The organism is Sphingomonas sp. Ell38C01, assembly GCF_055231975.1.
The window spans coordinates 1,280,844-1,306,130 of sequence record NZ_JBUYVA010000001.1; the positions used below are offsets into that span (position 1 = coordinate 1,280,844).

At 70.3% G+C, this 25,287-nt stretch carries 23 protein-coding genes; 20 read left to right on the forward strand and 3 right to left on the reverse strand.

Annotated features, from left to right (window positions below):
* The 10 genes from murG (at position 1) to ACV7NO_RS06030 (ending at position 12,612) form a co-directional block, all read left to right on the forward strand.
* The gene (gene murG / locus ACV7NO_RS05985) at positions 1 to 1,146 is read left to right on the forward strand and encodes an undecaprenyldiphospho-muramoylpentapeptide beta-N-acetylglucosaminyltransferase (RefSeq protein WP_463405102.1); all 1,146 of its coding nucleotides are present in this window, start codon (positions 1 to 3) and stop codon (positions 1,144 to 1,146) included.
* Positions 1,143 to 2,561: a UDP-N-acetylmuramate--L-alanine ligase gene (murC, locus tag ACV7NO_RS05990; protein WP_463405103.1), complete on the forward strand. Its 1,419-nt coding sequence runs from the start codon at positions 1,143 to 1,145 to the stop codon at positions 2,559 to 2,561. Before murG ends, murC begins: the two co-directional genes overlap by 4 nt.
* Positions 2,558 to 2,734, forward strand: a complete 177-nt coding sequence (locus ACV7NO_RS05995; protein WP_463405104.1) for a hypothetical protein — start codon at positions 2,558 to 2,560, stop codon at positions 2,732 to 2,734. The genes murC and ACV7NO_RS05995 overlap by 4 nt, the downstream gene beginning before the upstream one ends.
* 32 nt (positions 2,735 to 2,766) lie before the next feature.
* Complete coding sequence (murB, locus tag ACV7NO_RS06000; RefSeq protein ID WP_463407285.1) at positions 2,767 to 3,645, forward strand: UDP-N-acetylmuramate dehydrogenase; 879 nt, start codon at positions 2,767 to 2,769, stop codon at positions 3,643 to 3,645.
* A gap of 175 nt (positions 3,646 to 3,820) precedes the next feature.
* On the forward strand, positions 3,821 to 4,726 hold the full coding sequence (locus tag ACV7NO_RS06005; RefSeq protein WP_463407286.1) for a D-alanine--D-alanine ligase: 906 nt from the start codon (positions 3,821 to 3,823) through the stop codon (positions 4,724 to 4,726).
* On the forward strand, positions 4,723 to 5,658 hold the full coding sequence (locus ACV7NO_RS06010) for a cell division protein FtsQ/DivIB (RefSeq protein ID WP_463405105.1): 936 nt from the start codon (positions 4,723 to 4,725) through the stop codon (positions 5,656 to 5,658). Before ACV7NO_RS06005 ends, ACV7NO_RS06010 begins: the two co-directional genes overlap by 4 nt.
* Before the next feature lie 135 nt (positions 5,659 to 5,793).
* On the forward strand, positions 5,794 to 7,053 hold the full coding sequence (gene ftsA, locus ACV7NO_RS06015; protein ID WP_463405106.1) for a cell division protein FtsA: 1,260 nt from the start codon (positions 5,794 to 5,796) through the stop codon (positions 7,051 to 7,053).
* 118 nt (positions 7,054 to 7,171) lie between these two features.
* Positions 7,172 to 8,668, forward strand: coding sequence for a cell division protein FtsZ (ftsZ, locus tag ACV7NO_RS06020; protein ID WP_463405107.1), 1,497 nt, complete (start codon positions 7,172 to 7,174; stop codon positions 8,666 to 8,668).
* Positions 8,669 to 9,208: 540 nt separating this feature from the next.
* A complete protein-coding gene (locus ACV7NO_RS06025) occupies positions 9,209 to 11,449 on the forward strand; it encodes an SPOR domain-containing protein (RefSeq protein ID WP_463405108.1) in 2,241 nt (746 codons plus the stop codon).
* The gene (locus ACV7NO_RS06030; RefSeq protein ID WP_463405109.1) at positions 11,446 to 12,612 is read left to right on the forward strand and encodes a deoxyguanosinetriphosphate triphosphohydrolase; all 1,167 of its coding nucleotides are present in this window, start codon (positions 11,446 to 11,448) and stop codon (positions 12,610 to 12,612) included. Before ACV7NO_RS06025 ends, ACV7NO_RS06030 begins: the two co-directional genes overlap by 4 nt.
* A 170-nt stretch (positions 12,613 to 12,782) precedes the next feature.
* Here the strand turns inward: ACV7NO_RS06030 and ACV7NO_RS06035 are convergent, their stop codons facing one another.
* Entirely contained in the window at positions 12,783 to 13,076 is a 294-nt protein-coding gene (locus ACV7NO_RS06035; protein WP_463405110.1) for a hypothetical protein, read from the reverse strand.
* Positions 13,077 to 13,281: 205 nt separating this feature from the next.
* Here ACV7NO_RS06035 and ACV7NO_RS06040 point away from each other — a divergent pair, with 205 nt between their 5' ends.
* The 10 genes from ACV7NO_RS06040 to tatC all read left to right on the forward strand — a co-directional run bounded on the left by ACV7NO_RS06040 (position 13,282) and on the right by tatC (position 22,958).
* The gene (locus tag ACV7NO_RS06040) at positions 13,282 to 14,862 is read left to right on the forward strand and encodes a DUF1800 domain-containing protein (RefSeq protein ID WP_463405111.1); all 1,581 of its coding nucleotides are present in this window, start codon (positions 13,282 to 13,284) and stop codon (positions 14,860 to 14,862) included.
* Between the two features lie 5 nt (positions 14,863 to 14,867).
* Positions 14,868 to 16,034 (forward strand): DUF1501 domain-containing protein, encoded by a 1,167-nt coding sequence (locus ACV7NO_RS06045; RefSeq protein ID WP_463405112.1) that lies wholly within the window; start codon positions 14,868 to 14,870, stop codon positions 16,032 to 16,034.
* Positions 16,035 to 16,264: 230 nt separating this feature from the next.
* A complete protein-coding gene (argS, locus tag ACV7NO_RS06050) occupies positions 16,265 to 17,992 on the forward strand; it encodes an arginine--tRNA ligase (protein ID WP_463405113.1) in 1,728 nt (575 codons plus the stop codon).
* Positions 17,992 to 18,723: an SPOR domain-containing protein gene (locus ACV7NO_RS06055; protein ID WP_463405114.1), complete on the forward strand. Its 732-nt coding sequence runs from the start codon at positions 17,992 to 17,994 to the stop codon at positions 18,721 to 18,723. Before argS ends, ACV7NO_RS06055 begins: the two co-directional genes overlap by 1 nt.
* 186 nt (positions 18,724 to 18,909) lie before the next feature.
* The gene (locus ACV7NO_RS06060) at positions 18,910 to 19,920 is read left to right on the forward strand and encodes a glycoside hydrolase family 3 N-terminal domain-containing protein (protein WP_463405115.1); all 1,011 of its coding nucleotides are present in this window, start codon (positions 18,910 to 18,912) and stop codon (positions 19,918 to 19,920) included.
* A 129-nt stretch (positions 19,921 to 20,049) separates the two neighbouring features.
* Positions 20,050 to 20,784 (forward strand): segregation and condensation protein A, encoded by a 735-nt coding sequence (locus tag ACV7NO_RS06065; protein ID WP_463405116.1) that lies wholly within the window; start codon positions 20,050 to 20,052, stop codon positions 20,782 to 20,784.
* Positions 20,781 to 21,356, forward strand: a complete 576-nt coding sequence (gene scpB, locus ACV7NO_RS06070; RefSeq protein ID WP_463405117.1) for an SMC-Scp complex subunit ScpB — start codon at positions 20,781 to 20,783, stop codon at positions 21,354 to 21,356. The genes ACV7NO_RS06065 and scpB overlap by 4 nt, the downstream gene beginning before the upstream one ends.
* A 30-nt stretch (positions 21,357 to 21,386) precedes the next feature.
* Positions 21,387 to 21,620 (forward strand): Sec-independent protein translocase subunit TatA, encoded by a 234-nt coding sequence (locus tag ACV7NO_RS06075; protein WP_463405118.1) that lies wholly within the window; start codon positions 21,387 to 21,389, stop codon positions 21,618 to 21,620.
* 43 nt (positions 21,621 to 21,663) lie between these two features.
* On the forward strand, positions 21,664 to 22,197 hold the full coding sequence (gene tatB, locus ACV7NO_RS06080; protein WP_463405119.1) for a Sec-independent protein translocase protein TatB: 534 nt from the start codon (positions 21,664 to 21,666) through the stop codon (positions 22,195 to 22,197).
* Positions 22,194 to 22,958 (forward strand): twin-arginine translocase subunit TatC, encoded by a 765-nt coding sequence (tatC, locus tag ACV7NO_RS06085; RefSeq protein ID WP_463405120.1) that lies wholly within the window; start codon positions 22,194 to 22,196, stop codon positions 22,956 to 22,958. Before tatB ends, tatC begins: the two co-directional genes overlap by 4 nt.
* 323 nt (positions 22,959 to 23,281) lie before the next feature.
* On the opposite strand, the gene ACV7NO_RS06090 is transcribed toward tatC, so the two are convergent.
* Together ACV7NO_RS06090 and ACV7NO_RS06095 are read right to left on the reverse strand one after the other, a co-directional pair.
* Complete coding sequence (locus tag ACV7NO_RS06090) at positions 23,282 to 23,419, reverse strand: entericidin A/B family lipoprotein (RefSeq protein ID WP_463405121.1); 138 nt, start codon at positions 23,417 to 23,419, stop codon at positions 23,282 to 23,284.
* 280 nt (positions 23,420 to 23,699) lie between these two features.
* Positions 23,700 to 25,283 carry a sensor histidine kinase gene (locus tag ACV7NO_RS06095; protein WP_463405122.1) on the reverse strand — a complete coding sequence of 528 codons (1,584 nt, stop codon included), beginning with the start codon at positions 25,281 to 25,283 and terminating at the stop codon, positions 23,700 to 23,702.
* Positions 25,284 to 25,287: the final 4 nt, after the last annotated feature.

Below are 25,287 nucleotides of genomic sequence, written 5' to 3' on the forward strand. Positions count from 1 at the left end.
ATGACGAAAGCGAAGCATTACGTGCTGGCGGCCGGGGGGACGGGGGGGCACATGGTCCCTGCCGCGGCGCTGGCGGCCGAACTGACGCGGCGCGGGCACCGCGTCGCGCTGGTCAGCGACGAGCGCGGGGTGCGGTTTCCGGGCCTGTTCGAGGGCGTGCAGACGCATGTGCTCCCCGCGGGACGGCTGGCGGGCGGGCCGATCGGATGGGCGAAGGCGGCGACACAGATGTGGCGCGGGCGCGCGATGGCGCGGCAGCTGTACCGGACGTTCAAGCCCGCGGCGGTGATCGGCTTCGGCGGATACCCCGCGTTCCCCGCGCTGGCGGCGGCATTCGCGGAGAAGATCCCGACCGCGGTGCACGAGCAGAATGCGGTGCTGGGGCGCGTCAACCGGCTGGTCGCGGGGCGGGTCGACGCGATCGCGTTGAGCTATGCGAAGACCGAGCGCTTGCCGGCCAAGCACGAGGGCAAGGCGCATCTGGTCGGCAATCCGGTCCGCGAGGCGGTGGTGGCGCTGCGCGCGAAGCCGTATCCGCTGCTGGAGGAGGACGGAATCTTCCGCGTGCTGGTGACGGGCGGGTCGCAGGGTGCGAGCATCCTGTCGAAGGTGGTGCCCGAGGGGCTGGCGATGCTGCCGCCTGCGTTCCGCCGCCGGTTGCAGGTGACGCATCAGGCGCGGATCGAGGACATCGACGCGGCGCGCGCGAAATATGCCGAGCTCGACATCGCGGCGACGCTGGCGACCTATCTGCCCGACCTGCCCGACGAACTGGCCTGGGCGCATCTGGTGATCGCGCGCGCGGGCGCGTCGACGCTGGCGGAGCTGACGGCGGCGGGCCGCCCTGCGATCCTGGTGCCGCTGCCCGGCGCGACCGACGACCACCAGACGGTGAACGCGCGCGAGATGGCGGCGGCGGGCGGTGCGCGAGTGATCGCGCAGGGGGACTTCACCGCGGCGGAACTGGCCAAGCAGATGCAGAAGCTGGGGCTAGACCCCGCGGCGCTGGAGAATGCGGCGGGGCGCGCGAAGGCGTGCGGGCGGCCCGATGCGGTGCGCGACCTGGCGGACCTGGTCGAGAGCCTGGATGCGCCGGTGTCGCGGCTGCCGGTGGGCGTGCCGGCGCGCAAGGAGGCGTTCGCATGAGGGGGGTCGCCACCGACATCGGGACGATCCATTTCATCGGGATCGGCGGGATCGGCATGTCCGGGATCGCCGAGGTGATGAAGAATCTCGGCTACAGCGTGCAGGGCTCCGACGTGGCGGAGGGCTATGTCGTCGAGGGGCTGCGCGCGAAAGGGATCCCGGTGTCGATCGGGCACCATGCGGACAATCTGGGCGATGCGGCGGTGGTGGTGACCTCCACCGCGATCAAGCGCGGCAACCCCGAGGTGGAGGCGGCGCTGGAGCGACGCGTGCCCGTCGTGCGGCGCGCGGAGATGCTCGCCGAGCTGATGCGGCTGAAATCGACCGTCGCGGTGGCGGGAACGCACGGGAAGACGACGACGACCAGCATGGTCGCGGCGCTGCTCGACGCGGGGGGGGTGGACCCGACCGTCATCAACGGCGGGATCATCAACAGCTATGGCTCGAACGCGCGGCTGGGCGCGAGCGACTGGATGGTGGTCGAAGCGGACGAGAGCGACGGCAGCTTCCTGCGGCTGGACGGGACGATCGCGGTCGTCACCAATATCGATCCCGAGCATCTCGATCATTATGGCAGCTTCGATGCGGTGAAGGACGCGTTCGTCGCGTTCATCGAGAACGTGCCCTTCTACGGCGCGGCGCTGGTGTGCCTCGATCATCCGGAAGTGCAGAACATCCTGCCGCGGGTGCGTGACCGGCGTGTCGTGACGTACGGTTTCTCCGCGCAGGCGGACGTGCGCGGGGTGAACGTGACGCCGGTGCCGGGCGGCAACCGGTTCGAGACGATCGTGCGCCACCGCGACGGGACGACACGGTCGATCGAGGGAATCGAGCTGCCGATGCCGGGGCGGCACAACGTCCAGAACGCGCTGGCCGCGATCGGCGTGGCGCTGGAGATGGGGATCGACGACGCGACGATCGCCAAGGGCTTCGCCAAGTTCGGCGGGGTGAAGCGGCGCTTCACCAAGGTGGGCGAGGTTCCGGTGGAGGGCGGCGTCGCGACGGTCGTCGACGATTACGGGCACCACCCGGTCGAGATCCGCGCGGTGCTGGCCGCCGCCCGCGAGAGCGCGGTGGGTCGCGTGATCGCCGTCGTGCAGCCGCACCGCTATTCGCGGCTGGGCGACCTGATGGAGGACTTCCAGACGGCGTTCAACGACGCCGACCAGGTGTTCGTGACGCCGGTCTATGCCGCGGGCGAGGCGCCGGTCGAGGGCGTCGACGCGGGGGCGCTGGTCGAGGGGCTGAAGCGGCGCGGGCATCGCTCCGCGGCGACGATCGCGGGGGCGGACGCGCTGGCCGACGCGCTGGCGGGGACGCTACGCGCGGGCGACCAGGTGATCTGCCTGGGCGCGGGCGACATCACCAAATGGGCGGCCGGGCTGGCCGCGGCGGTTCAGGAGCGGGGCGCATGACGAACTGGTTCGACGAATCGCTCAAGGTCCAGAAGCAGATGCTCGACGCGTCGCGCGCCTCGGTCGGGGCGGGGGATGCGCTGGTGAAGGTGCAGGAGGCGACGAAGAAGGCCGCGGAGGCGAACCTCGCGGCGTACAAGGCGTGGCTGGCGCTGTGGGGCGTGGGGCCGTGAGTTCGAATGCCACCCTCTCCGTCACATCGGACATGCCGGCGGTGCGCGGGCGGCTGACGCCGGACGCGCCGCTGGCGCCGCTCGTCTGGTTCAAGGCGGGCGGGGCGGCGCAGTGGCTGTTCGAGCCGGCGGACACGCATGATCTGGTCACGTTCGTGCGTGGGCTCGATCCGGCGGTGCCGGTCTATCCGCTGGGGCTGGGATCGAACCTGATCGTGCGCGACGGCGGGATGCCGGGCGTGGTGGTGCGGCTCGGCAAGGCGTTTTCCTATGCGCGCGTTGCGGGCACGACGCTGACGTGCGGGGGCGGGACGTCGGGGATCCTCGTGTCGTCGACCGCGCGCGATGCGGGGGTGGCGGGGGTCGAGTTCCTGCGCAGCATCCCGGGCACGGTCGGCGGGTTCGTGCGGATGAACGGCGGCGCCTATGGGCGCGAGGTGGCGGACGTGCTGGTCGAGGCGACCGTGCTGGCGCGCGATGGCGTGGTGCGTACGATGCCGGTCGCAGAGTTGGGCTACAGCTATCGACATTCGGGGTTGCCCGAGGGGGCGATCGTGCTGGAGGCGGTCTTTGCGGGAGCGCCGGGAGAGCCCGCGGCGATCGGGGCGGAGATGGACCGGATCGCGGCGGAGCGCGAGGCGTCGCAGCCGCTGCGATCGAAGACGGGCGGATCGACGTTCAAGAACCCTGACGGGCACAGGGCGTGGGCACTGGTCGACGCGGCGGGGTGTCGCGGGTTGCGGGTCGGTGATGCGCAAGTGTCGGAGAAGCATTGCAATTTCCTGCTCAATCTGGGTAGCGCGTCGGCTGCGGAGATCGAGGCGCTGGGCGAAGAGGTCCGCGCGCGGGTGAAGGCGCAGTCGGGCGTGACGCTGGAATGGGAAATCCAGCGGGTGGGGGTGAAGCCGTGAGTGGTTCGAACGAGATCCTCCCCGGCTTGCCGGGGACGGGGAGCGGCCGCAGGACGGTCGAGGGAACCGGCGACGTCGGCGCTTCGCGCCGCCCCTCCACCATGCTGCGCATGGTCCCCCTCCCCATCTTCGATGGGGAGGACCTGTGGTGACATCGCTCCACATCGTCGTCCTCATGGGCGGCTGGTCCGCGGAGCGCGAGGTTTCGCTGATGTCGGGCGCGGGGGTGGCCGAGGCGCTGGAGTCGCTCGGGCACCGGGTGACGCGCATCGACATGGGGCGCGACGTCGCGGCGCGATTGGCGGAGGCGGCGCCGGACCTGGTGTTCAACGCGCTCCACGGGACGCCGGGGGAGGACGGCGCCGTGCAGGGGCTGCTCGACCTGATGGGGCTGCGCTATACGCATTCGGGGCTCGCGACCTCGGTGATCGCGATCGATAAGGTGCTGACCAAGCAGGCGCTGGTGCCGCACGGGATCCCGATGCCGGGCGGGCGCGTGGTGAAGTCCGCGGAGATCCATGACAGCGATCCGCTGACGCGACCCTATGTGCTGAAACCCGTCAACGAAGGCTCGTCGGTGGGGATCGCGATCGTGACCGCAGAGAGCAATTACGGCGACCCGATCGGGCGCGACGTGGCGGGGCCGTGGCAGGAGTTCGACGAGCTGCTGGCGGAGCCGTACGTCCGCGGGCGCGAACTGACTACCGCGGTGCTGGGCGGCGCGAACGGTCCTCGCGCCCTGGGCGTCACCGAGCTGCGGCCGAAGAGCGGCTTCTACGATTACGCGTCGAAATATACCGATGGGATGACCGAGCATCTGTTCCCCGCACCGGTGCCCGATGCCATCACGCAGGCGTGCATGGCGATGGCGGTCGAGGCGCACCGACTGCTGGGGTGCAGGGGCTGTTCGCGCGCCGATTTCCGGTGGGACGACGAGCGCGGGGTCGACGGCCTGTTCCTGCTGGAGGTGAACACCCAGCCGGGAATGACGCCGCTGAGCCTCGTCCCCGAACAGGCGCGGCACACGGGGATGACGTATCCCGAGCTGGTGCAGGCGATCGTCGACGAGGCGCTTCGATGAGCCGGACGATCCGTCGCGGATCGCCGCCGCGTCGCCCGACGCGCGCGGTGCGGCGCAAGCCCAAGGTGTCGATGATCGACCGCATGATCGCGGCGCTGCCGGTGAGCGAGGCGACGCTGCGCAAGGCGGCGACGTGGTCGATCCTGGGCGCGGGCGGCGCGGTGCTGGTCGCGGCCGCGACGTGGGCCGGGGTGCCGGCGATGGCGGGCGACGCGATCGCGGAGAGCGCGGGGCGCGCAGGCCTCAGGGTCGAGCAGGTCGACATCACCGGGTTGCACCGGATGGATCGCGACACCGTCTATGCACTGGCGCTGGAGGGACAGGCTGCGCGCGCGATCCTGAAGGTCGATCTGGGCGCGGTGCGCGAGCGGTTGCTGGCGTACGGCTGGGTGCAGGATGCGTATGTTTCGCGGCGGCTGCCCGATACGCTGCTGATCCATATCGTCGAGCGGACGCCGGCGGCGATCTGGCAGAATGACGGCCAGCTGACGCTGATCGACGCGACCGGGCGGCTGCTCGAGCCGGTCGACGCGAACGCGATGCCCGCGGGGTTGCCGTTGATGATCGGGCCGGGCGCGGACCGGCAAGAGGCGGCGTATCAGGCGCTGCTCGATGCGGCGCCTGCGCTCAAGCCCCGGATCAAGGCGGCGTCGTGGGTGGGCAACCGGCGCTGGGACCTGACGTTCGACACCGGCGAGACGCTGGCGCTGCCGCAGGACGAGGCGGCGGCGGCGCTGGTGAAGTTCGCGCGGTACGACGGCAAGCAGCCGCTGCTGGGCAAGGGGTGGAAGCGGTTCGACATGCGCGATCCGACGCGGCTGGTGGCGCGCAAGCCCGACGGCAGCGCGGAGCATCAGGTGCCCGACGACGGGACCGCGCCGGCGGCGAAGCCGGTGACGTCGGTGGCGCTGGCGCGATCGGGGGAGGTGTGAGGGTGGTCGCGAAGCAGCGTCCTTCGAGACGGGCCTTCGACTTCGCTCAGTCCCTCCTCAGGACGAGCGGTTCGGGTTTGGGGTCAAGATAGTTGAAGATACCCGCATGGGGCGCGGGAACAGGGGCAGGGCATAATGGCGAAGGCAGCACCGGAAGGACTCATCACCGCGCTCGACATCGGATCGTCGAAGGTGTCGGCGATGATCGCGCAGAAGGGCGACGGCGGCGAACTGGTGGTGCTGGGCACCGGCCAGCGCGAGAGCCGGGGCGTCAAGCGCGGCTATATCGCGGACATGCACGCGACCGAGGCGGCGGTGCGCGAGGCGGTGGAGCAGGCGGAGCGGATCGCGGGCATCAACATCGAGAATGTCTGGGTCGGCTTCTCGGCGGGCGATCTCGTCAGCGACGTCGCGTCGATCGAGATCGAGCTGGGCGGGCACCGGATCGAGGACGCGGATATCGAGGCGCTGTTGCAGGCGGGGCGCGATTCGATCGATCCGCAGGGGCGGATGGTGCTCCACGCGCAGCCCGCGCTCTACACGCTCGACGGGCTGGAGGGGTTCAAGAGCCCCAAGGGACTGCACGCGGACCGGCTGGGGGTGCACATCCATGTCGTCGCGGCGCAGGGCTCGCCGGTGCGCAACCTCGATCTGTGCGTGCGGACCGCGCATCTGGAGGTGAAGTCGATCATCGCGTCGCCGGTGGCGACCGGCCTCGCGTGCCTGTCCGACGAGGAGCGCGAGCTGGGCGTCGCGCTGGTCGAGCTGGGGGCGGGCGTCACCAACGTGTCGCTGTTCCTTGGCGGGATGCTCGTCGGGCTGAAGTCTATCCCGTTCGGCGCGGCGGACATCACCGACGACATCGCGAGCGCGTTCGGGACCAGGCGCGCGCAGGCGGAGCGGATGAAATGCTTCCACGGATCGGCCAACGCGTCGCCGAGGGACAATCACGAGATGATCCCGATCCAGCCGCTGGCGGGCGAGGATGACGGGGAGACGGTGCAGATCACCAAGGCGGCGCTGATCGCGGTGATCCGCCTGAGGCTGGAGCATCTGATGAAGGAGGTGCAGGCGGCGCTCGCCGAGCTGCGCTTCGAGGGGCCGGTCGCGCGGCAGGTGGTGCTGACCGGGGGCGGCGCGGAGATGAAGGGCATCGCGGACTATGCGCAGCTGGTGCTGGGCCGATCTGTGCGGATCGGGCGGCCGCGCGGGCTCTCCGCGCTGCCCGACGCGCATTCGGGGCCGGCGTTCGCGACGCTGGCGGGGCTGGCCTTCTTCGCGGCGTCGGATCCGATCGACCTGCGCGGGCTGGCGCCGCAGCAGACGACGGTCCATCGCGCGAAGGGGTTCAGGGGCATCCGCAAGCTGATCCAGGCGGCGCGCGCGAATTATTGAGGATTTTGTGCGGGGCACCCCACGATTTGCGCTGGAACGGGGCGAATCTCTGGTGCACAAAGGTTAATCAGGGGTCCGGCCGGCGTATGGTGCACGGATCATGGGCGGAGACTTGGCGATGAGCATCGAATTCCTGGCACCCGAGGTCGACGAGCTGACCCCGCGGATCGCGGTGATCGGCGTCGGCGGGGCCGGCGGCAACGCGATCGCCAACATGATGATGGCGGACGTGCAGGGCGTCGACTTCCTCGTCGCAAACACCGATTCGCAGGCGCTGAAGCAATCGAACGCGCCGCAGAAGATCCAGCTGGGCTCCAAGATCACGCAGGGGCTGGGCGCGGGCGCGCGGCCCGAGATCGGGCGCGCGGCGGCGGAAGAGACGATCGACCAGCTGTCGAAGCTGCTCGAGGGCAGCCATATGTGCTTCATCGCGGCAGGCATGGGCGGGGGCACCGGCACCGGTGCGGCGCCCGTCATCGCCAAGGCGGCGCGCGACATGGGCATCCTGACCGTCGGCGTCGTGACCAAGCCGTTCAGCTTCGAGGGCAACCGTCGCGCCAAGGCGGCGGACCAGGGCATCGAGGAACTGCAGAAGTACGTCGATACGCTGATCGTCATCCCCAACCAGAACCTGTTCCTGATCGCCAACGCGAACACGACGTTCCGCGAGGCGTTCTCGATGGCGGACGAGGTGTTGCAGCAGGGCGTGCGCGGGATCACCGACCTGATGGTGATGCCGGGCCTCATTAACCTGGACTTCGCCGATGTGCGCTCGGTGATGCAGGAGATGGGCAAGGCGATGATGGGCACCGGCGAGGCGAGCGGCGACAACCGCGCGCTGGAGGCTGCGCAGAAGGCGATCGCGAACCCGCTGCTCGACGGCGTGAGCATGCAGGGCGCCAAGGGCGTCATCATCTCGATCACCGGCGGCGACGACATGCGGCTGCTCGAGGTGGACGAGGCGGCGAACCATATCCGCGAACTGGTCGATCCCGACGCCAACATCATCTGGGGCTCGGCGTTCAATCCCGACCTGGAGGGCAAGATCCGCGTGTCGGTCGTCGCGACGGGAATCGAGGCGGACGTGCGCACCGACGCGCCCGAGCAGGCCGCGGCGCCGGCGCGCGCGTTCAGCTTCTCCGCGCCGAAGAAGGCCGACGAGGCGCCGGCGCGTGCGACGCCCGCGACCGATACGGCCGCGCAGCCGAGCGGGGCTGCGGCCGAGGCGATGACGAGCGGCGTGCCCGCGGCGGACGGCGGCGCGCGTGTCGACATGACGCCGGCGGCGCCGATCGCCGCGATCGAGGCGAACCCCGAGGACGACGAACTGGTGCTGGGCGCCGAGGCGATCGTGCCGTCGGCAGGCGAGATGTCCGGCACGGACGAGGCCTCGCCCCCCAGCGCGGCGGATACGCGCCGCCGCTGGCTGGGCGCCGGGACCGAGGCGGATGCCGAAGCGACGCCTGCGCCCAAGGTGAAGCTGGGCGGCACGCTGTTCGAGCGGATGGCGAACGCGCGCGGCAACCAGCGTGCGGAGGATGACGGCGCGGGTGGGAGTGCGTCGAAGGATTCGCTGGAGATCCCGCGATTCCTGCATCGGCAGAACAACCAGTAGGGTTGGGTGGGGGCTGCCGCTTGATCGGTATTGGCCGGGTCGACGGTCCGCCGTCCGGTTTTCCTGCCTGCTCGTCACCCCGGACCTGATCCGGGGTTCCCCTTTGTTTTCTGGCGGCAGTGCGTGTGGCGGAAGCGGGACCCCGGACCAAGTCCCGGGGGGACGATGCGTCAGGTTGTGTGCCGGCGCGGATTGCTCGAAGCGTCTGATTCAAGGGCGGATGCCTGTTGCAGTAAGGTTTCGGTCCGCGTGGTAATCGCGCCGAAGCGCGAGTCCTCGGTCGGGGCTGGACCCGCCCCCTTCAACGGTCTGCCAAGGCAAGCGCTCAGGACAGGCTTCGCCAGGGTATGGTGGCGTGTGTGGCGGGTTTGCGCGTCAATTGCGCGGCTGGCGGATATGATCCGTTTCTTGGGACGCCCGCCCGCCCGCCCGCCCGCCCGCCCGCCCGCCCGTTCGTCGCCGCTGCGTCTCGCTTCGTCGTAGCGGGGGCGGGGGGTCATTGCCGGTCGGGCCGCGCTGGGCTGTAGGCTGTCGCGTCCCATGACCGTTTTTCGATTCCCCGCGTCGTTGCTCGCGCTTGCAACTGTTCTTGCTGTCTCTCCGGCCGCGGTCGCGCAGGTGGCGACCGCGCCGCGTGCGACCCCGGATGCCGATGCGCTCGCCGATGCGATGCGGCGGCTGGCGACCAGTCCGCGCGACGTCGATGCGCTGGTGGCGGCGGGGGAGTTGTCGGTCCGGCTTGGCGATCTCAGCGGCGCGGCGTCGCTGTTCGCGCGGGCGGACAAGGTCGATCCGATGAACGCGCGGGTGAAGGCCGGGATGGGGCGCGTGCTGGTCCAGGAGGAGCGACCGGGCGCGGCGCTGCGCTATTTCGACCAGGCGGTCGGCTATGGACTGAACCCGCGCGCGTTCGCGGCGGATCGCGCGTTCGCCTATGACCTGATCGGCGAGCAGGAGCGGGCGCAGCGCGACTACCGCGTTGCGATGCAAAACGATTCGAGCGATGAGCTGGTCCGGCGCTATGCGCTGTCGCTGGGTATTTCGGGGCGGCGCGAGGAGGCGTTCGCGCTGCTCGATCCGCTGTTGCGCAAGCAGGACCGCAGCGCATGGCGCGCGCGCGCGTTCATCCTGGCGATGGGTGGCGACCAGGCGGGCGCGGACAAGATCGCGACGAGTATGATGCCGGGCTTCGCGAGCGGTCTGCGGCCGTTCTTCCAGAAGCTGCCGAGCCTGCCCGCCGCGGATCGCGCCTTCGCGGTGCATTTCGGCGAGGTGCGGCCGACGGCCGATCGTGTGGCGGATGCGCGGCTGGTGCCGGCGCTGGCGCCGCTCGCGCCCGAAGCCGGCGTACAGGTGGCCACGGCGACGCCGGTACGTGTGCCGGTGGTGGTCGCGACGGATAGCCGGAGTGCCACCCGGCAGCGCGATCGCGATCGGCGCGGGGGTCGTGACCGGGCGGCGACCCAGGTCGCGGCGGCAACGCCGGTGGTGACGGCGGCGCCGCGCGCGCTGCAGACCGTTCAGGCGCTCCCTCCGCAGGTGGCGACGGCCCGGACGGTTGTTCAGCCGGTTCCCACGCGGGCCCCTGCGCTTGCGGCAGTGCCGAACAGGGCGCCGCAACTCGCGGCGAACGAGGTCCGGCCCGCGGCCAGCTACGGCGCGACGACCCTTGCGCGTGCGATGCCGCCGGCTTCGGTGACGCTACCAGCGACGGCCGCGCCGCCAACCGCCCTCGCGTCTGCGGTGCCGGTCGCACCGATTGTGACCGGGGTGACGGCGCCTTCGGCACCGGCCGGTACGGTGGCCTCTACGACCACTGCGGTGCCGGCACCAAGTGCTGCCGGGACGCCATCGGTACAGCCACTGCCGGTGCAGGTCGCGACGCAGGCAGCACCCGCTTCGACCGCGGTCGCACTCACCGCGGCGCCGCCTGCGCTGGCGATGGTGCAGGCGGTGCCCCCCGAGGACCAGCCGCAGCGTGCGGCCCCGGCGAACCGGTCGGCGCGGCTGCCCAGGCCGCCGCGCTCGGTGAATGATTCGATCCTCGCGCGGATCGTTGCGGGGATCGAGGTGCCGGCGGCCGAGCTGGCATCGGCACCGGTCGGGGAGCCGCGTACGCGCGCCGGGCGGCGGGCTGCTGCTGCGGCGGCGAGGCTGGAGGCTGCGAAGACCGAGGCGACAGCATCCGAGGTAACGGCGGTGCCGCGCACGCGGGCCGGGCGCCGCGCCGCGGCCGCCGCAGCGGCGAAGCTAGAGGCGGAGACGGCAGCGCCCGAGGCGGCAGCGGTCCCGCGGACTCGCGCCGGGCGTCGGGCTGCTGCTGCAGCGGCGGCGAAGCTGGAGACCGAAGCCGCCGAGGCCGGTGCGCAGGACAAGCCGGTCGATCGCGCGACCGCGCGCAAGGCTGCGGCGGCGAAGGCGCTGACCGACAGGAAGGCGGCCGAGAAGAAGCTCGCGGACAAGGCGGCCGCGGACGAGAAACTGGCCGCGAAGAAGGCGGCGCGAAGCGAGCCGAGCCGCGTATGGGTGCAGGTGGCCGGCGGTGCGAACGAGAGCGATCTGCCCAAGGCGTGGAGCGCGGTGAAGGCGAAGACACCGGCGCTGGCGGGCAAGTCCGCGTACTCGACGCCGCTGCGTGCGACCAACCGCGTCGTGACGGGGCCATTCAAGACCGAGGCGGAGGCGCGCGCGTTCGTCAACACGCTGGCCAAGCAGGGGGTGTCGGCGTTCCCCTTCACCAGCGAGGCGGGGCAGAAGGTCACGCGGCTTCCGGGCAAGTGACCGGGCACGCATCGTGGGCGGCGGATCCCGCCCGGACGCGCGGGCGACTGCATGGCGAGCCCGGCGCGAGCGAGCGGGGTCCGCGCGACGCGTTCCAGCGCGATCGCGACCGGATCATCCATTCGATCAGCTTCCGCCGACTGCGGCACAAGACGCAGGTGTTCCTGGCGCCCGACGGCGATCACTTCCGCGTGCGGCTGACGCACAGCCTGGAGGTCGCACAGATCGGGCGGACGATCGCACGCGTGCTGGGGCTGAACGAGGACCTGACCGAGGCGCTGTGTCTCGCGCACGACATCGGCCATCCGCCGTTCGGGCATGCGGGAGAGGATGCGCTGGAGATCGCGCTCGCCGATGTCGGGGGATTCGATCACAACGGGCATACGCTGCGAACGCTGACGCGGATCGAGAAGCCGTACCCGCGGTTCGACGGGCTGAACCTGACCTGGGAGACGCTGGAGGGGCTGGCGAAACATAACGGACCTGTCGCGGCCCCCGAATGGGCGCTGGCGGAGGCGGATGCGGCGTTCCCGCTCGCGCTGACGACATGGCCCTCGCTCGAGGCGCAGGTGGCGGCGCTGGCGGACGACATCGCGTACGACAATCACGACATCGACGACGGGCTGCGCGCGGGGCTGCTGACGCTGGACCAGCTGCTGGCGGTGCCGCTGGTCGCGCGCGGGTGGGAGGCGGCGCGGACACGGTTTCCCGACGTATCCGCCAAGCGGCTGGCGAGCGAGCTGGTGCGCAGCCAGATCGGGGTGATGGTCAACGATCTGCTCGACGAGACGCGGCGGCGGATCGCGGCGAGCGGGGTGGAGACGGCGGACGACGTCCGCGCAGCGGGCGACGTGCTGGTCGCGTTCTCGGAGGCGATGCGGGCGGATGAGCGCGCGCTGAAGACGTTCATGTATGCCGAGCTGTACCATCATCCACGCCAGTTGGCGGCGGCGGACGCGGCGCACGGGATCGTCGCGGGGCTGTACGCGGCCTATGCCGCGGACCCGGGTGCGCTGCCGGGCGAGTGGGGCGAGCTGCTGCCCGACGACGCGACCGCGCGGGCGCGGCATATCGGGGACTTCATTGCGGGGATGACCGATCGCTATGCGGTGACGCGGTATCGCGAGATGGTCGGCGCGATCGATCTGCCCGAGGGGTTTTGAGGTAGAGATTCGTCACCCCAGCGAAAGCCGGGGTCTGTCCGAGGCGCAGGGTGTCCCCGGCGTTTAGAGATCCCAGCTTTAGTTGGGATGACGAAGTCTACACATGACGACGCCGGCCCGCTCCGTCGAGCGAACCGGCGTTTTGCCTTCCCACCGGAGTGGGAGGGAAATCAGTCGGCGGCTACGGCGGTCGCGGCGGCGCCCGATGCGTCGGCGACGCGGAACGACACCGGCTGGCCACCGCTCATGCCGGTGACGCGACCGTCACGCACGACGAGGTGGAAGGTGGCGCCGGCTGGGTAACGACGACCCTCGATCACGGTGCGGCCGTCCTGCTTGACCGTCTTGGTATAGACATACTTGTGACCGTCCTGCGTGAAGCTGCGCGGCGCTTCGCCGGCGAGGCCGATCGTGGCGGTGAGTGCTGCAGCGGCGGCGCCGAGGAACTTGATGGTGTTCAGCATGGTCGAAACTCCCGTGTTGCAAGGTCGGGCCGTTCAGTGCCCACTCCCGACTTCCGAAGCCTGAGATATTGCGGCGCACAATAGGTTGCAAACGCGTACGGTGCAGCGCGACTTGCAGAAAACGCAATCGTATACCTTCGACGCCGGGCAAACTTCTGCGACAAATGGGGCGGAAAGCCGGGGGACAGTGATCGAGGTACGTCCCATGTCCGACACCGACTCGAGCCTTTCCATCGCGATCAACCGGTTCGGCCTCGGTGGCCGCGCGGATGCGCCGGTATCGGGTGATCCGCGCCGCTGGTTGCGCGCGCAGTTCGAGGCTTATGACGCGCGGCCCGCGCAGGTGGCCGCAGCGCCGGCCAGCGCGGCGGTCGCAGGGGAACTGGCGGCGTATCAGGCTCAGCAGCGCGCGTTGCGCGCGCAATACGGGCCACGCCGCGATTTCCGTGCGCAGGCCCGGGCGGGGTCGGCTGTGGCTCCAGGCGCAGGTGATACGATGGCCGGGGCGCAGATGCCGGCCCCCGGGGGGGCGTCGTCGATGGCGGCGGTGCAGACGATGGCACCGGGGACAGCAGCGGTCACACCGACGGTGACGGACCCGTTCCAGGCCGCACGCCAGCAGGCAGGGCGCGATGCGCGCGCGGACTATGCCGCGCTGGTCGGCGCGCGCGCGACGGCTGCGTTGACCACGCCCGCGCCGTTCGTCGAGCGGCTGGTGCATTTCTGGGCGAATCATTTCGCCGTCTCGGCGGACAAGCTTGAGGTGATCGGGCTTGGCGGGACGCTGGAGATGGAGGCGATCCGGCCGCACGTGCTGGGACGCTTCGGCGACATGCTGAACGCGGTGGAGCGGCATCCCGCGATGCTGCTGTATCTCGACCAGGCGGTATCGGTGGGCCCGAACAGCGCGGTGGGGCAGCGCGTCGCGGCGCGACCCAATGCGCGCAAGGTGGGGCTGAACGAGAACCTCGCGCGCGAGATCATGGAGTTGCACACGCTCGGCGTGCGGACCGGGTACACGCAGGCCGACGTCACCGAGTTCGCGCGCGCGATGACCGGGTGGACGGTCGCGGGGATCGGGGGCGGGCCGGGCGCGCGGCTGGCGGGGACCGATGGCGGGACGCCGGGCGCGTTCCTGTTCGCGGAGCGGCTGCACGAGCCGGGCGCGCGGACGATCGTCGGGAAGCATTATGCGGAGGGTGGCGAGGCGCAGGCACAGGCGGTGCTCGCCGATCTCGCCGCGAGCCCGGCCACCGCGCGGCATCTGGCGACGAAGCTGGCGCGGCATTTCGCGGGCGACGCGCCACCGCCCGCGATGGTCGAGCGGCTGACCGCGGTCTATCTGAAGTCCGGCGGCGACCTGCCGACCGTCTATCGCGCGATCATCGATTCGCCCGAGGCCTGGGTGGCGCGGCCGGTGAAGTTCAAGTCGCCCTGGGAATGGTCGATCTCCGCGATGCGCGCGCTGGGGATGACGCAGGCGGCGGGCGGATCGGTCGTCGGGCTGATGAACCAGCTGGGGCAGCCGGTGTGGAAGCCGGGGCAGCCCGTCGGCTATGACGATATCGCCCCGGCCTGGGCGGGGCCGGACGCGGTGATGCGGCGGGTGGAGGCGGCGGAGCGGTTCGCAACGCGGCAGGGCGGCGCGATCGACGCGCGCGCGCTGGCGCCGACGCTGTTCCCGGCGGCGGTCTCGCCCGTGACGACACAGGCGCTGGCGCGCGCCGAAAGCCCCGGGCAGGCGCTCGCGCTGCTGCTCGTGGCGCCCGAAATGATGCGGAGGTGACGGCCATGTTGGATCGTGTGACGGATCGGCGCTCGCTGCTGGTGGGCGGGACGCTGGCGGCGGTGGCGGCGAGCATCGCGCCGCGGCTGGCCTTCGCGAAGGCGGCGACCGAGAAGCGCTTCGTGTTCATCATCCAGCGCGGCGCGGCGGACGGGTTGGGCATCGTCGCGCCGGTGGGGGACGCGGCGTTCGCGGGCATCCGCGGCGACATGGCGGCGGACTTCGCGACCGGCGCCAAGCTCGATTCGATGTTCGCTCTGCATCCGGCGATGACCAGTGCGGCGGGGCTGTACGGCGAGGGGCAGGCGCTGTTCGCGCACGCGATCGCCTCGCCGTATCGTGATCGTTCGCATTTCGACGGGCAGAACGTGCTCGAAAGCGGGGGCGCGTCGCCGTATCAGGTGAAGGACGGTTGGCTGAACCGGATGCTGGCTGTGGTGCCGACCGAGGATCGCCGCGCGATCGCGGTGGCGGCGACGGTGCCGATGGCGCTGCGCGGGAGCCGCGAGGTGTCGTCCTATGCGCCCTCCGCGCTGCCCGACGCGTCGGACGACCTGCTCCAGCGGGTGACGATGCTGTATCAGGGCGATGCGCAGCTCCACGGGCTGTGGAGCGAGGCGCTGTCGACGCGTCAGCTGACCGGGGATCTGGCGCAGAATGGCGGGGCGAACGCGGCGGCGACGGGGGCGCTGGCGGCCAAGCTGCTCGCGCCCGCGGACGGCGCGCGGATCGCGATGATCGAGACGGGCGGGTGGGACACGCATACCGGGCAGCGCGGGCGGCTGGCGGCGCAGCTCAAGGGGCTGGATGCGATGATCGGCGCGATCCGCACCGGGCTGGGGCCGGCGTGGCGCGACACCGTGGTGCTGGTCGCGACCGAGTTCGGGCGGACCGTCGCGGTGAACGGGACGGGCGGGACCGATCATGGGACGGGGACCGCGGCGATGCTGTTCGGCGGCGGCGTGAAGGGCGGACGCGTGCTGGCCGACTGGCCCGGGTTGCAGGCGGCGGCGCTGTACGAAGGGCGCGACCTGCGGCCGACCGCGGCGCTGGACGCGTTCATCGGCGGGGCGGTGGCGGCGCATTACGGCGTCGAGCCGGGGAAGGCGATGGCGGCCTTGTTCCCGGTGGGGACGCGGAGTGCGGCGGTGGAAGGGTTGATGCGGGTGTAGCGCTTCCGTCATTCCTACGTCTCGTCATCCCCGCGAAGGCGGGGATCCAGCTCCGGGCGTCTGGATGGTCCCGGCGGTTGCGCCTGTATAACGCGTGGGGGATGGATCCCCGCTTTCGCGGGGATGACAGAGAGGTCCGCGGGGATGACGGGGAGGCGTGGAGCGGCGTTTGGGTTTCGCGCCACGCTGCGCTAGGAGCGCGGCTTTCCTCGAACATACGCCGGACGCCCATGACCCTGTACCCCCGTTTCGCCGCGCATCTCGATGCGGTGCTCGATACGCTCGTCGCGTCGGGCGACCTGCCGGCCGGGCTCGACCGGAAGAACGTGACCGTCGAGCCGCCGCGCGATCCGGCGCACGGCGATCTGGCGACCAACGCGGCGATGGTGCTGGCCAAGCCCGCGAAGACCAACCCGCGTGCGCTGGCGGACAAGATCGCCGCCGGGCTGGGCGCGCTCGATGCGGTGTCGGCGGTCGAGGTCGCGGGGCCGGGGTTCATCAACCTGCGGCTGACCGATGCGACGTGGCGCGACGAGCTGGCCGCGATCCACGCGGCGGGCGCGGATTACGGCCGCTCGACGACGGGCAGGGGCATCACCGTCAACATCGAATATGTCTCGGCGAACCCGACGGGGCCGATGCACATGGGGCATTGCCGCGGCGCGGTGGTGGGCGATGCGCTCGCCAGCCTGCTCGAGTTTGCAGGCCACGACGTGATCCGCGAATATTACGTCAACGACGCGGGCGGGCAGGTCGACGTGCTCGCGCGCTCCGCGCACCTCAGGTATCGCGAGGCGCTGGGGCAGGAGGTCGGCGCTGTGCCCGAGGGGCTGTACCCGGGGGATTACCTGATCCCGGTCGGGCAGGCGCTGGCCGCGGAGTTCGGCAACACCTATGCGAGCGCGCCCGAGTCGGAGTGGCTGGCGGTGTTCCGCGCGCGCGCGGTCGCGGCGATGCTGGTGCTCATCCGCGAGGATCTGGCGCTGTTGGGGATCCACCACGACCTGTTCTCGTCCGAAGCGGAGCTGCAGGCGGCGGGCAAGCCCGAGGCGGCGGAGGCGGAACTGCGCGCGCGCGACCTGATCTATGACGGCGTGCTGGAAGCGCCCAAGGGCGAGACGCCCGAGGACTGGGAGCCGGTGGTGCTGCCGCTGTTCCGCTCGACGAAGTTCGGCGACGATCAGGACCGGCCGATCCGCAAGTCGAACGGGCAGTGGACCTATTTCGGCGCCGACCTCGCCTATCACTTCCAAAAGAGCCAGACGGCGGACCAGCTGATCGACATCTGGGGCGCGGACCATGGCGGCACGGTGAAGCGGATCGTCGCCGCGGTGGAGGCGCTGACCGGGGGGAAGACGCGGTTCGACGTGAAGCTGATCCAGATGGTGCGGCTGCTGCGCGGGGGCGAGCCCGTGAAGATGTCGAAGCGTGCGGGCAATTTCGTGACGCTGGCGGACGTCGTGCGCGAGGTGGGCAAGGACGTCGTCCGCTTCACGATGCTGACGCGGCGATCGGACGCGCAGATGGACTTCGACTTCGCCAAGGTGGTGGAGGCGTCGAAGGACAATCCGGTGTTCTACGTCCAGTATGCGCATGCGCGGATCGCATCGCTGCATCGCCGTGCGGCGGAGGCCGGGGTGGAGCCGCAGACGGCGGACCTGTCCCTTCTTGATACGCAGGACCTGGCGCTGGTGCAGCTGGCGGCGCAATTTCCGCGTATCGTGGAGACGGCCGCATCGTCGCGCGAGCCGCACAGAATCGCGTTCTATCTCTATGACTTGGCGGCTGCGCTCCACGCGGCGTGGAATGTCGGGAACGACCTGCCGGAGCGCAGATTCCTTATTCAGGACAACAAGATGGTTACCGCCGCACGTCTGTCCTTGGCCGAAGGCGTCGCGCAGATTATCCGTAACGGGCTGTCCATCATGGGTGTGGTGGCGGTTTCGGAGATGAAGTGATGGCCGACGAGATCGATCTGAAGGACGAGGATCGTCTCCCCTGGCTCGAGACGGTCGAGCCCGACGAACCCGAAGGCCCCGGCATCGCCCGGATCGCGGCGTTCGTGGTGCTGGGGCTCGCGTTGCTCGCGGCGGTGGTGTTCGGGGTCTACACGATCTCGAACCGCGCCGGGCCGCAGGGCAATGGCGACCTGATCGCGGCGCAGGAGGGGGACTATAAGGTCCGTCCCGACGATCCCGGCGGCCTTAAGGTCGAGGGCGAGGGCGATTCGGCGATCGCGACCAGCGCGGGCGCAGGCGCGGGCGGCAGTGCGATCGACCTTAAGGCGGTGCCCGAGGCGCCGGTGACGGGCAAGCGCACCGGAAGCGGCGCGCCTGCAGAGCCGGTCGCGGTCGGCACGCGGACGGTCGCGCCGGTGCCGGCGAGCGGCGGCAAGCTCGCCGCGGCGCCGCCGATCGGCGCGCCCAAGGCGAGCGTGCCCGGTGCGGGATCGGGCGGCGCGCTCGTCCAGCTCGGCGCGTTCCCGAGCGAGGCGGCGGCGAACGCGGCGTGGAGCGCGGTCGCGAAGCGGTTCGGCTATGTCGCGACGCTGGGCAAGCAGATCCAGGCGGCGGACGTGAACGGCCGCAAGGTGTTCCGCCTGCGCGTCAACGCGGGCAGCGCGAACGCGGCGGCGGATATCTGCGGGCGGCTGAAGGTCGCGGGCGAGGGGTGCTTCGTCACGAGTTGATCGGACGTGAGCCTCGCACGTCACCCCAGCGGAAGCCGGGGTTTCCCTGGGGCTGGCGCTGCGTTTCCTCCTCACAAGACCCCAGCTTTCGCCGGGGTGACGCGGTTGGGGGGATAGATCAGCGCCATACCTCCCTGTCGTCCGCGCTATGGCCCGGTCGCACCCCGCATGGCATAGGCGGCGGCCATGAAGCCCGTCATCTTCGGCCTCAGCGGCCTCGAACTCACCGCCGACGAACGCGATTTCTTCCGGGACGCGAACCCGGCGGGGTATATCTTTTTCAAACGCAACTGCGGCAGCCGCGCACAGATGCGCGCGCTGACCGATTCGCTGCGCGCGATGACGGGGCGCGACGACCTGCCGATCCTGATCGACCAGGAGGGCGGGCGCGTGGCGCGGATGGCGCCGCCCGAGTGGCCGGCCTTCCCGGGCGGGCCGGTCTTCGACGCGCTCTACGATATCGCGCCGATGACCGCGATCGAGGCGGCGCGCGCGAACGCGCAGGCGATCGCGCTGATGCTGGCGGAGGTGGGGATCACGGTCGACTGCCTGCCGCTGCTCGACGTCGTCCATGCCGAGACGACCGAGGCGGTGGCGTGCCGCGCCTATGGCCACGAACCGATGCGCGTGGCGGCGATGGGGCGCGCGGTGCTGGAAGGCCTGCGCGACGGCGGGGTCGTCGGCGTCGTCAAGCACATGCCGGGGCATGGCCGCGCGCTGGTCGATTCGCATCACCTGCTGCCGACCGTTTCCGCCTCCGACGACAAGCTGGAGGCGGACATCGCGCCGTTCCGCGCGCTGGCGGGGGCGCCGATGGGGATGACGAGCCATATCGTGTTCGAGGCGTGGGACCGCGAGCGCCCCGCGACGCTGTCGCCGACCGTGATCGCCGATGTGATCCGCGGGCGGATCGGGTTCGGCGGGCTGTTGATGACCGACGATATCGACATGAAGGCGCTGTCGGGCACGCCCGGCGAGAAGGCGGCGGGCGCGATCGCGGCCGGATGCGACGTGGTGCTCGACTGCTGGGCGCGGATGCCCGAGATGATCGAGGTGGTGTCGCGCTTGCCCGACATGACGGCGGTGTCGCTGGCGCGGCTCGATCGCGCGATGGCGAGCGTCGGCGCGCCGCAGGGGGATTTCGCGGAGCTGGTCGCGAAACGGGATGCGTTGCGGGCGGCCTGCTCTCCTTCCTGAGAAGGAAGGGCCGGGGGGTGGGCGGCCGGTTTGGACTGACATCGCCTGCGATTGCGAGCCATCCACCCCGACCCCTCCTTTCCGGGGAGGGAGAGACGTGCACCGGCGGTCGCGCTATATCGGCGCACGATGCCGACCGATCCCGACCAGCTGACGCTCGACCTCGACGGGTGGGAGGGGCCGCTCGACCTGTTGCTGTCGCTGGCGCGCGCGCAGAAGGTGGATCTGCGCGCGATCTCGATCCTGGCGCTGGTCGAGCAGTATCTGCGCTATGTCGATCGCGCCCGCGCGCTGCGGCTGGAACTGGCGGCGGACTATCTCGTGATGGCGGCGTGGCTGGCGTATCTCAAATCGGCGCTGCTGCTGCCGCGCGATCCCGAGGCGGAGCCCGACGCCGATGACCTGGCGCTGCGGCTCCAGTTGCGGTTGGAGCGGCTGTCGGCGATGCGCGAGGCGGGGGCGCGGCTGATGGCGCGCGACCGGGTGGGGCGCGACGTGTTCGTGCGCGCCGCGCCCGAGGGGCTGCGGACGGTGCGCACGGCGGCGTGGCGGGTGGACCTCTACGACCTGATCGCCGCCTATGGCCGGACCGCGGCGCGGACGCGGCCGGTGATGCACGTCGTCCACGATCGGCAGGTGATGACGCTGGAGGCAGCGATCGCGCGGGTCTCCGCGCTGGTGGGCGCGGCGATCGAGTGGCGTGCGATCGAGCGGTTCCTGCCCGAGGCGGCGGAGGGGCGGTTTCGCGCCTCGGCGCTGGCGTCGAGCTTTCTCGCCGCGCTGGAACTGGCGCGGCAGGGGCGCGTGGAACTGGAGCAGGCCGCGCCGTTCGCGCCGCTCTACCTGCGGGCGCCCGTTTCATGACACCGCCCGACGATCTCGCCCGCGCGGTCGAGGCGGTGTTGTTCGCGGCGGCGGAGGCGCTGACGGTCGATGCGATCCGCGCGCATGTGGGCGAGGGCGATATCGGGGGGGCGCTGGCGGTGCTGGCGCGGGATTATGCGGGGCGCGGCGTGGCGCTGGTGCGGCGCGGCGAGCGGTGGCAGTTCCAGACCGCGGGCGATCTGGCGCACCTGTTGCGGCGCGACCGCGAGGAGGTGCGCCGGCTGTCGCGCGCGGGGATCGAGACGCTGGCGATCATCGCCTATCACGAGCCGGTGACGCGCGCCGAGATCGAGGCGATTCGCGGGGTGCAGATCTCGAAGGGGACGCTCGACGTGCTGATGGAGGCGGGATGGGTGCGCCCGGCGGGGCGGCGCGAGGTGCCGGGGCGACCGCTGACCTATGCGACGACGCCCGGGTTCCTGACGCATTTCGGGCTGGAATCGCGCCGCGACCTGCCCGGGATCGACGACCTGCGCGTGGCGGGGCTGCTCGATCCGGTCGATCTCGCGTTCGAGCAACTGACGGTGGCAAACGCGGACGAGGAGGACTAGATAGGGAATAACTCCAGGAGATATCTCGTCATGGGCAGCTTCAGCCTTCCGCATATCCTGATCCTCGCGGTCGTCGCGATCCTGCTGCTGGGCGGCGGACGCTTTTCCAGCATGATGGGCGACGTCGCCAAGGGCGTGAAGAACTTCAAGAAGGGCATGGCCGACGAGGACGAGCCCGCCAAGCCGTCCGCGCGGATCGAGGCGCAGAAGGCGGCCGAGCCCGCGTTCGACCGCGATGGCGAGCGCGTCCGCGAGGATCGCTGAGTTCCGTCTGGCGCGCCCGCACGTAATCGCTAAGGCATAGCGGATGTTCGATATCGCGCCGTCCGAATTCCTGCTGGTCGCCTTCGTGGCGCTGGTGGTGATCGGCCCCAAGGACCTGCCCAAGGCGATGCGGATCGTCGGCTATTGGGTGGGCAAGGCGCGTGGCGTCGCGCGGCAGTTCCGCTCGGGCTTCGACGAGATGGTCCGCGAATCGGAGCTGGCCGAGATGGAGAAGAAGTGGGCGGAGGAGAATGCGCGGATCATGCGCGAGCATCCCGCCACTTCGGTGCCCGCGATCGAGGCGCCGACGACCGAGGGACCTGCGCCTGACGCTGTCGATCATGGCGTTGGCGATCACGTCTCCGGCGATCGCGTCTCCGACGAGGTCGATGCGCCGGAAGCCGCGGCGCCCGACGCGCCGTCGCGCGCCAAGCATCGCAACATGCCCGCGCCTACCACGCAACCGAGCCTGTTCGAGGGCGGCGAGGCGCGCGCGGTGATGGTCGAGAAGCCGGTCGTCGAGCCTGCGCCCGCTCCGTCTGAGGAACCGGATGCCGACGGAAAGGCGCTTTCGTGAGCGAGATCGACGAATCGCGCGCGCCGTTGCTCGACCATCTGCTCGAGCTGCGTCGGCGGCTGCTGTACTGCATCGCGGCGGTCGTCGTGGCGTTCGCGGTGTCGTGGTATTTCGCGGAGGACATCTTCGCGATCCTGGTCCAGCCGCTGCTGGCGGCGGGGCAGAAGACGGTCATCTACACGCAGGTGTTCGAAGCGTTCTTCGTCCAGGTGAAAGTGGCGTTCTTCGCGGCGATGATGATCTCGTTCCCGGTGCTGGCGAGCCAGCTGTGGCAGTTCGTCGCGCCGGGGCTGTACCGCAAGGAAAAGCGCGCGTTGCTGCCGTTCCTGCTGGCGACGCCGGTTCTGTTCGCGATGGGCGCGTCGATGGCGTATTTCGTCGCGGTGCCGATGGCGCTCCACTTCCTGCTGAGCTTCCAGGGCGATGTCGGCGGAGTGCATCAGGAGGCGCTGCCCGCGATCGGCAATTACCTGTCGTTCATCATGCAGTTCCTGTTCGGGTTCGGCTTTGCGTTCCTGCTGCCGGTGCTGCTGATGCTGCTGGAGCGCGCGGGGATCGTGACGCGCAAGCAGCTGCAGGGTGCGCGCCGCTATGCGATCGTGGCGTCGTTCGCGATCGCTGCGGTGCTGACGCCGCCGGATATCGGGTCGCAGCTGCTGCTCGCGATCCCGCTGTGCATCCTTTACGAGTTGGCGATCGTAGGGATCTGGTTTACCGAGAAGCGGCGCGCGAAGGCGGTCGAGGTGGAAGCGGACGCGTGAGGGCTTGAGGGTGATGGCGTACCGGAGCAGCGGTGCGCGCCCGACCTGTGTCGGCTGGATTGCGATCGCCGAGTAGCGGCTTCGTCGCAAACACGTCATCCCGGACTTGATCCCGAGTGCCCCTATCGTGTGGCGTCGGAGAAGAAGCTGGACCCCGGATCAAGTCCGGGGTGACGATTTTTTGCGGGATCTTCGGTCGCGTTGATTCGCCATCGGGTAAGGTGGACCGTCAGCACGTTAGCACGTCAGCACAGCACATATCGACACGAAAAGGGCGGGTCGCTCTTGAGAGCGCCCGCCCGTTCGCGACAGTCCGGCGAGGCTTATTTCGCGTCGTCGGCGGTCTTGGCGACGGTCTTGCCGGCGGAGGACACGTCCTTGCCGACGCCTTCGACGGTGTTGCACGCGCTGGTGAGGACCAGTGCACTGGCGATCATCGCGATTCCGAACAGTTTACGCATTTCGTACCTCCTGAACACTCGAAAGCGAGTGGCAACGAAATGTTTCGGGCGGTGGATCGTTCCGGGTTCCTATCGATCGAGGACGACAGACGCGGGAACGAGTAAGGCCCGGAAGCACCACCGGGGGGGGGGAGGGTGGGTGCTTCCGGGCCTATTGCGTGGATCGCGATAGCGGGGGGGCATAAGGTCGCGATCCGTATTGCATAACGAGCTTTATGGCGTCGGGTTCCCGGGGCTCAAAAAAAATCCGCGAAAAACTTTCGCAGGGATTTCCGCGGGTTCAGTCGCGTCCGGTGACCGCGATCGCGATTTCATAGGCGCCGACGAGCGGATCGTGGTGGAGCGGCGCGCGCAACTGGCGCGACAGGCCCTCGATCACGCGGCCGAAGCGATGGTTCAATCCCTCGCGCAATGCCTCGCTCTCGATCAGCGCGGGCGAACTGACCCGCAGGATCGCGCGCCCCTCCGGCCCGGGCTTGACCGAGATGCGGATCCTGGCGGCATCGTCGCAGAACGACGCCAGCTCGATCGTCTCGGTCACGAGGAACGCGACCGCGACCGCAGTGTCCTGCGACACGAGGAAGGGCTCGACCTCCAGCGTGATCCCGATGCTGCTGCCTTCGGGCACGGTCGCGCGGATGTTGGAGGAGAGCTCGCCAAGGACGGGACGGAGAGGCAGACCGCGATTCTCCTCCATCTCCGCGTAATGATGGCGATGCACCACTGCGAGCGCATCGACGCGGCGCTGGATCGAGGCATAGGCCTGCGTCGCTTCGATCGTGCGCGCGCCGCGGGCGTGGAAGTTGATGAGACTGGAGATGACCTGGAGGTTGTTCTTCACGCGGTGATGCACCTCGCGCGTCAGCTTGGTCTGGCGGACGAGGCCCTCGGCGAGGCCGGCTTCGTGAAGCGCAACGGTGCGGCTGATCGCGCGGAACGTGTCGCCGAGCTCGCGGATCTCCTGCGCGGGAAACAGGCTGGCGTCGCCGGTGTCGATCTCCTCGCCGGGGGTGAAGGTGGCGACGCTGCGACGGAGGTGGCGAAGCGGGCGGATCAGCAGCCGATCGACGACGAACCATGCGATGCCGGCGGCGGCGGCCCACATCAGCAGCGGCAACAGCATTGCGATGACCAGCGGCGAGCTGATCGGAGCGCTGCGCACCTGCATCTCCAGCACGAGATCGCCGATGCCGAGCGCGGTCCGGTTTGTCTCGCGACGCTCGAGCGGGCTTTCCATCGCTAGCGGCCGAAGCGCCAGCGCCTCGCCGTCGCTGGTTAGCGTGATCGCCGAATCGGGCGTGAAACCGCTCGGCCGACTGATCTGGCGGAGGAACGCGGTGGGGAACAACGCGGCGGCGGTGACGCGGCCCGAGCGGCTGGCGACGCCCAGGATCAATCCGCGATCCGGCGCAATCTTCGCCGCGATCGGCAGATCGTCCTGGCGGCGGGTGACGGCGGCGGCATCCGGGAAGCCGGTGCCGCACAGGACGCGTCCACGAATATCCAGAATCGCGAAGCGCGTGCCGGTCGCGAGTTGCGGGGCGAAGACGCCCTGGACGCGCGCGCAGCTCGGCGCATCGCCCCGATCGGTTTCCAGCGCGTCGGCGGCGACGCGCAGCGCGGTCATGTCGCCGATCAGCTCGATCGCGAGCGCGCGCGAGCTTTCCGACGCGGCGACGCGCAATCGCGCGCGAGCTTCGGTATCGGCGATCTGATTGGTGCGCAGCGTGGCGAAAACCGCGATCAGCGCCAGCGGAAGCAGCGCGGCGCTGAGAATGATGAAGAGCTTCGCACCCGTCGGCCAGCGCTCGAGGGGGGCCCGGAGCGCTGCCGACGAGCGCGGATCGGAATCCGCGACGGTCATGAGG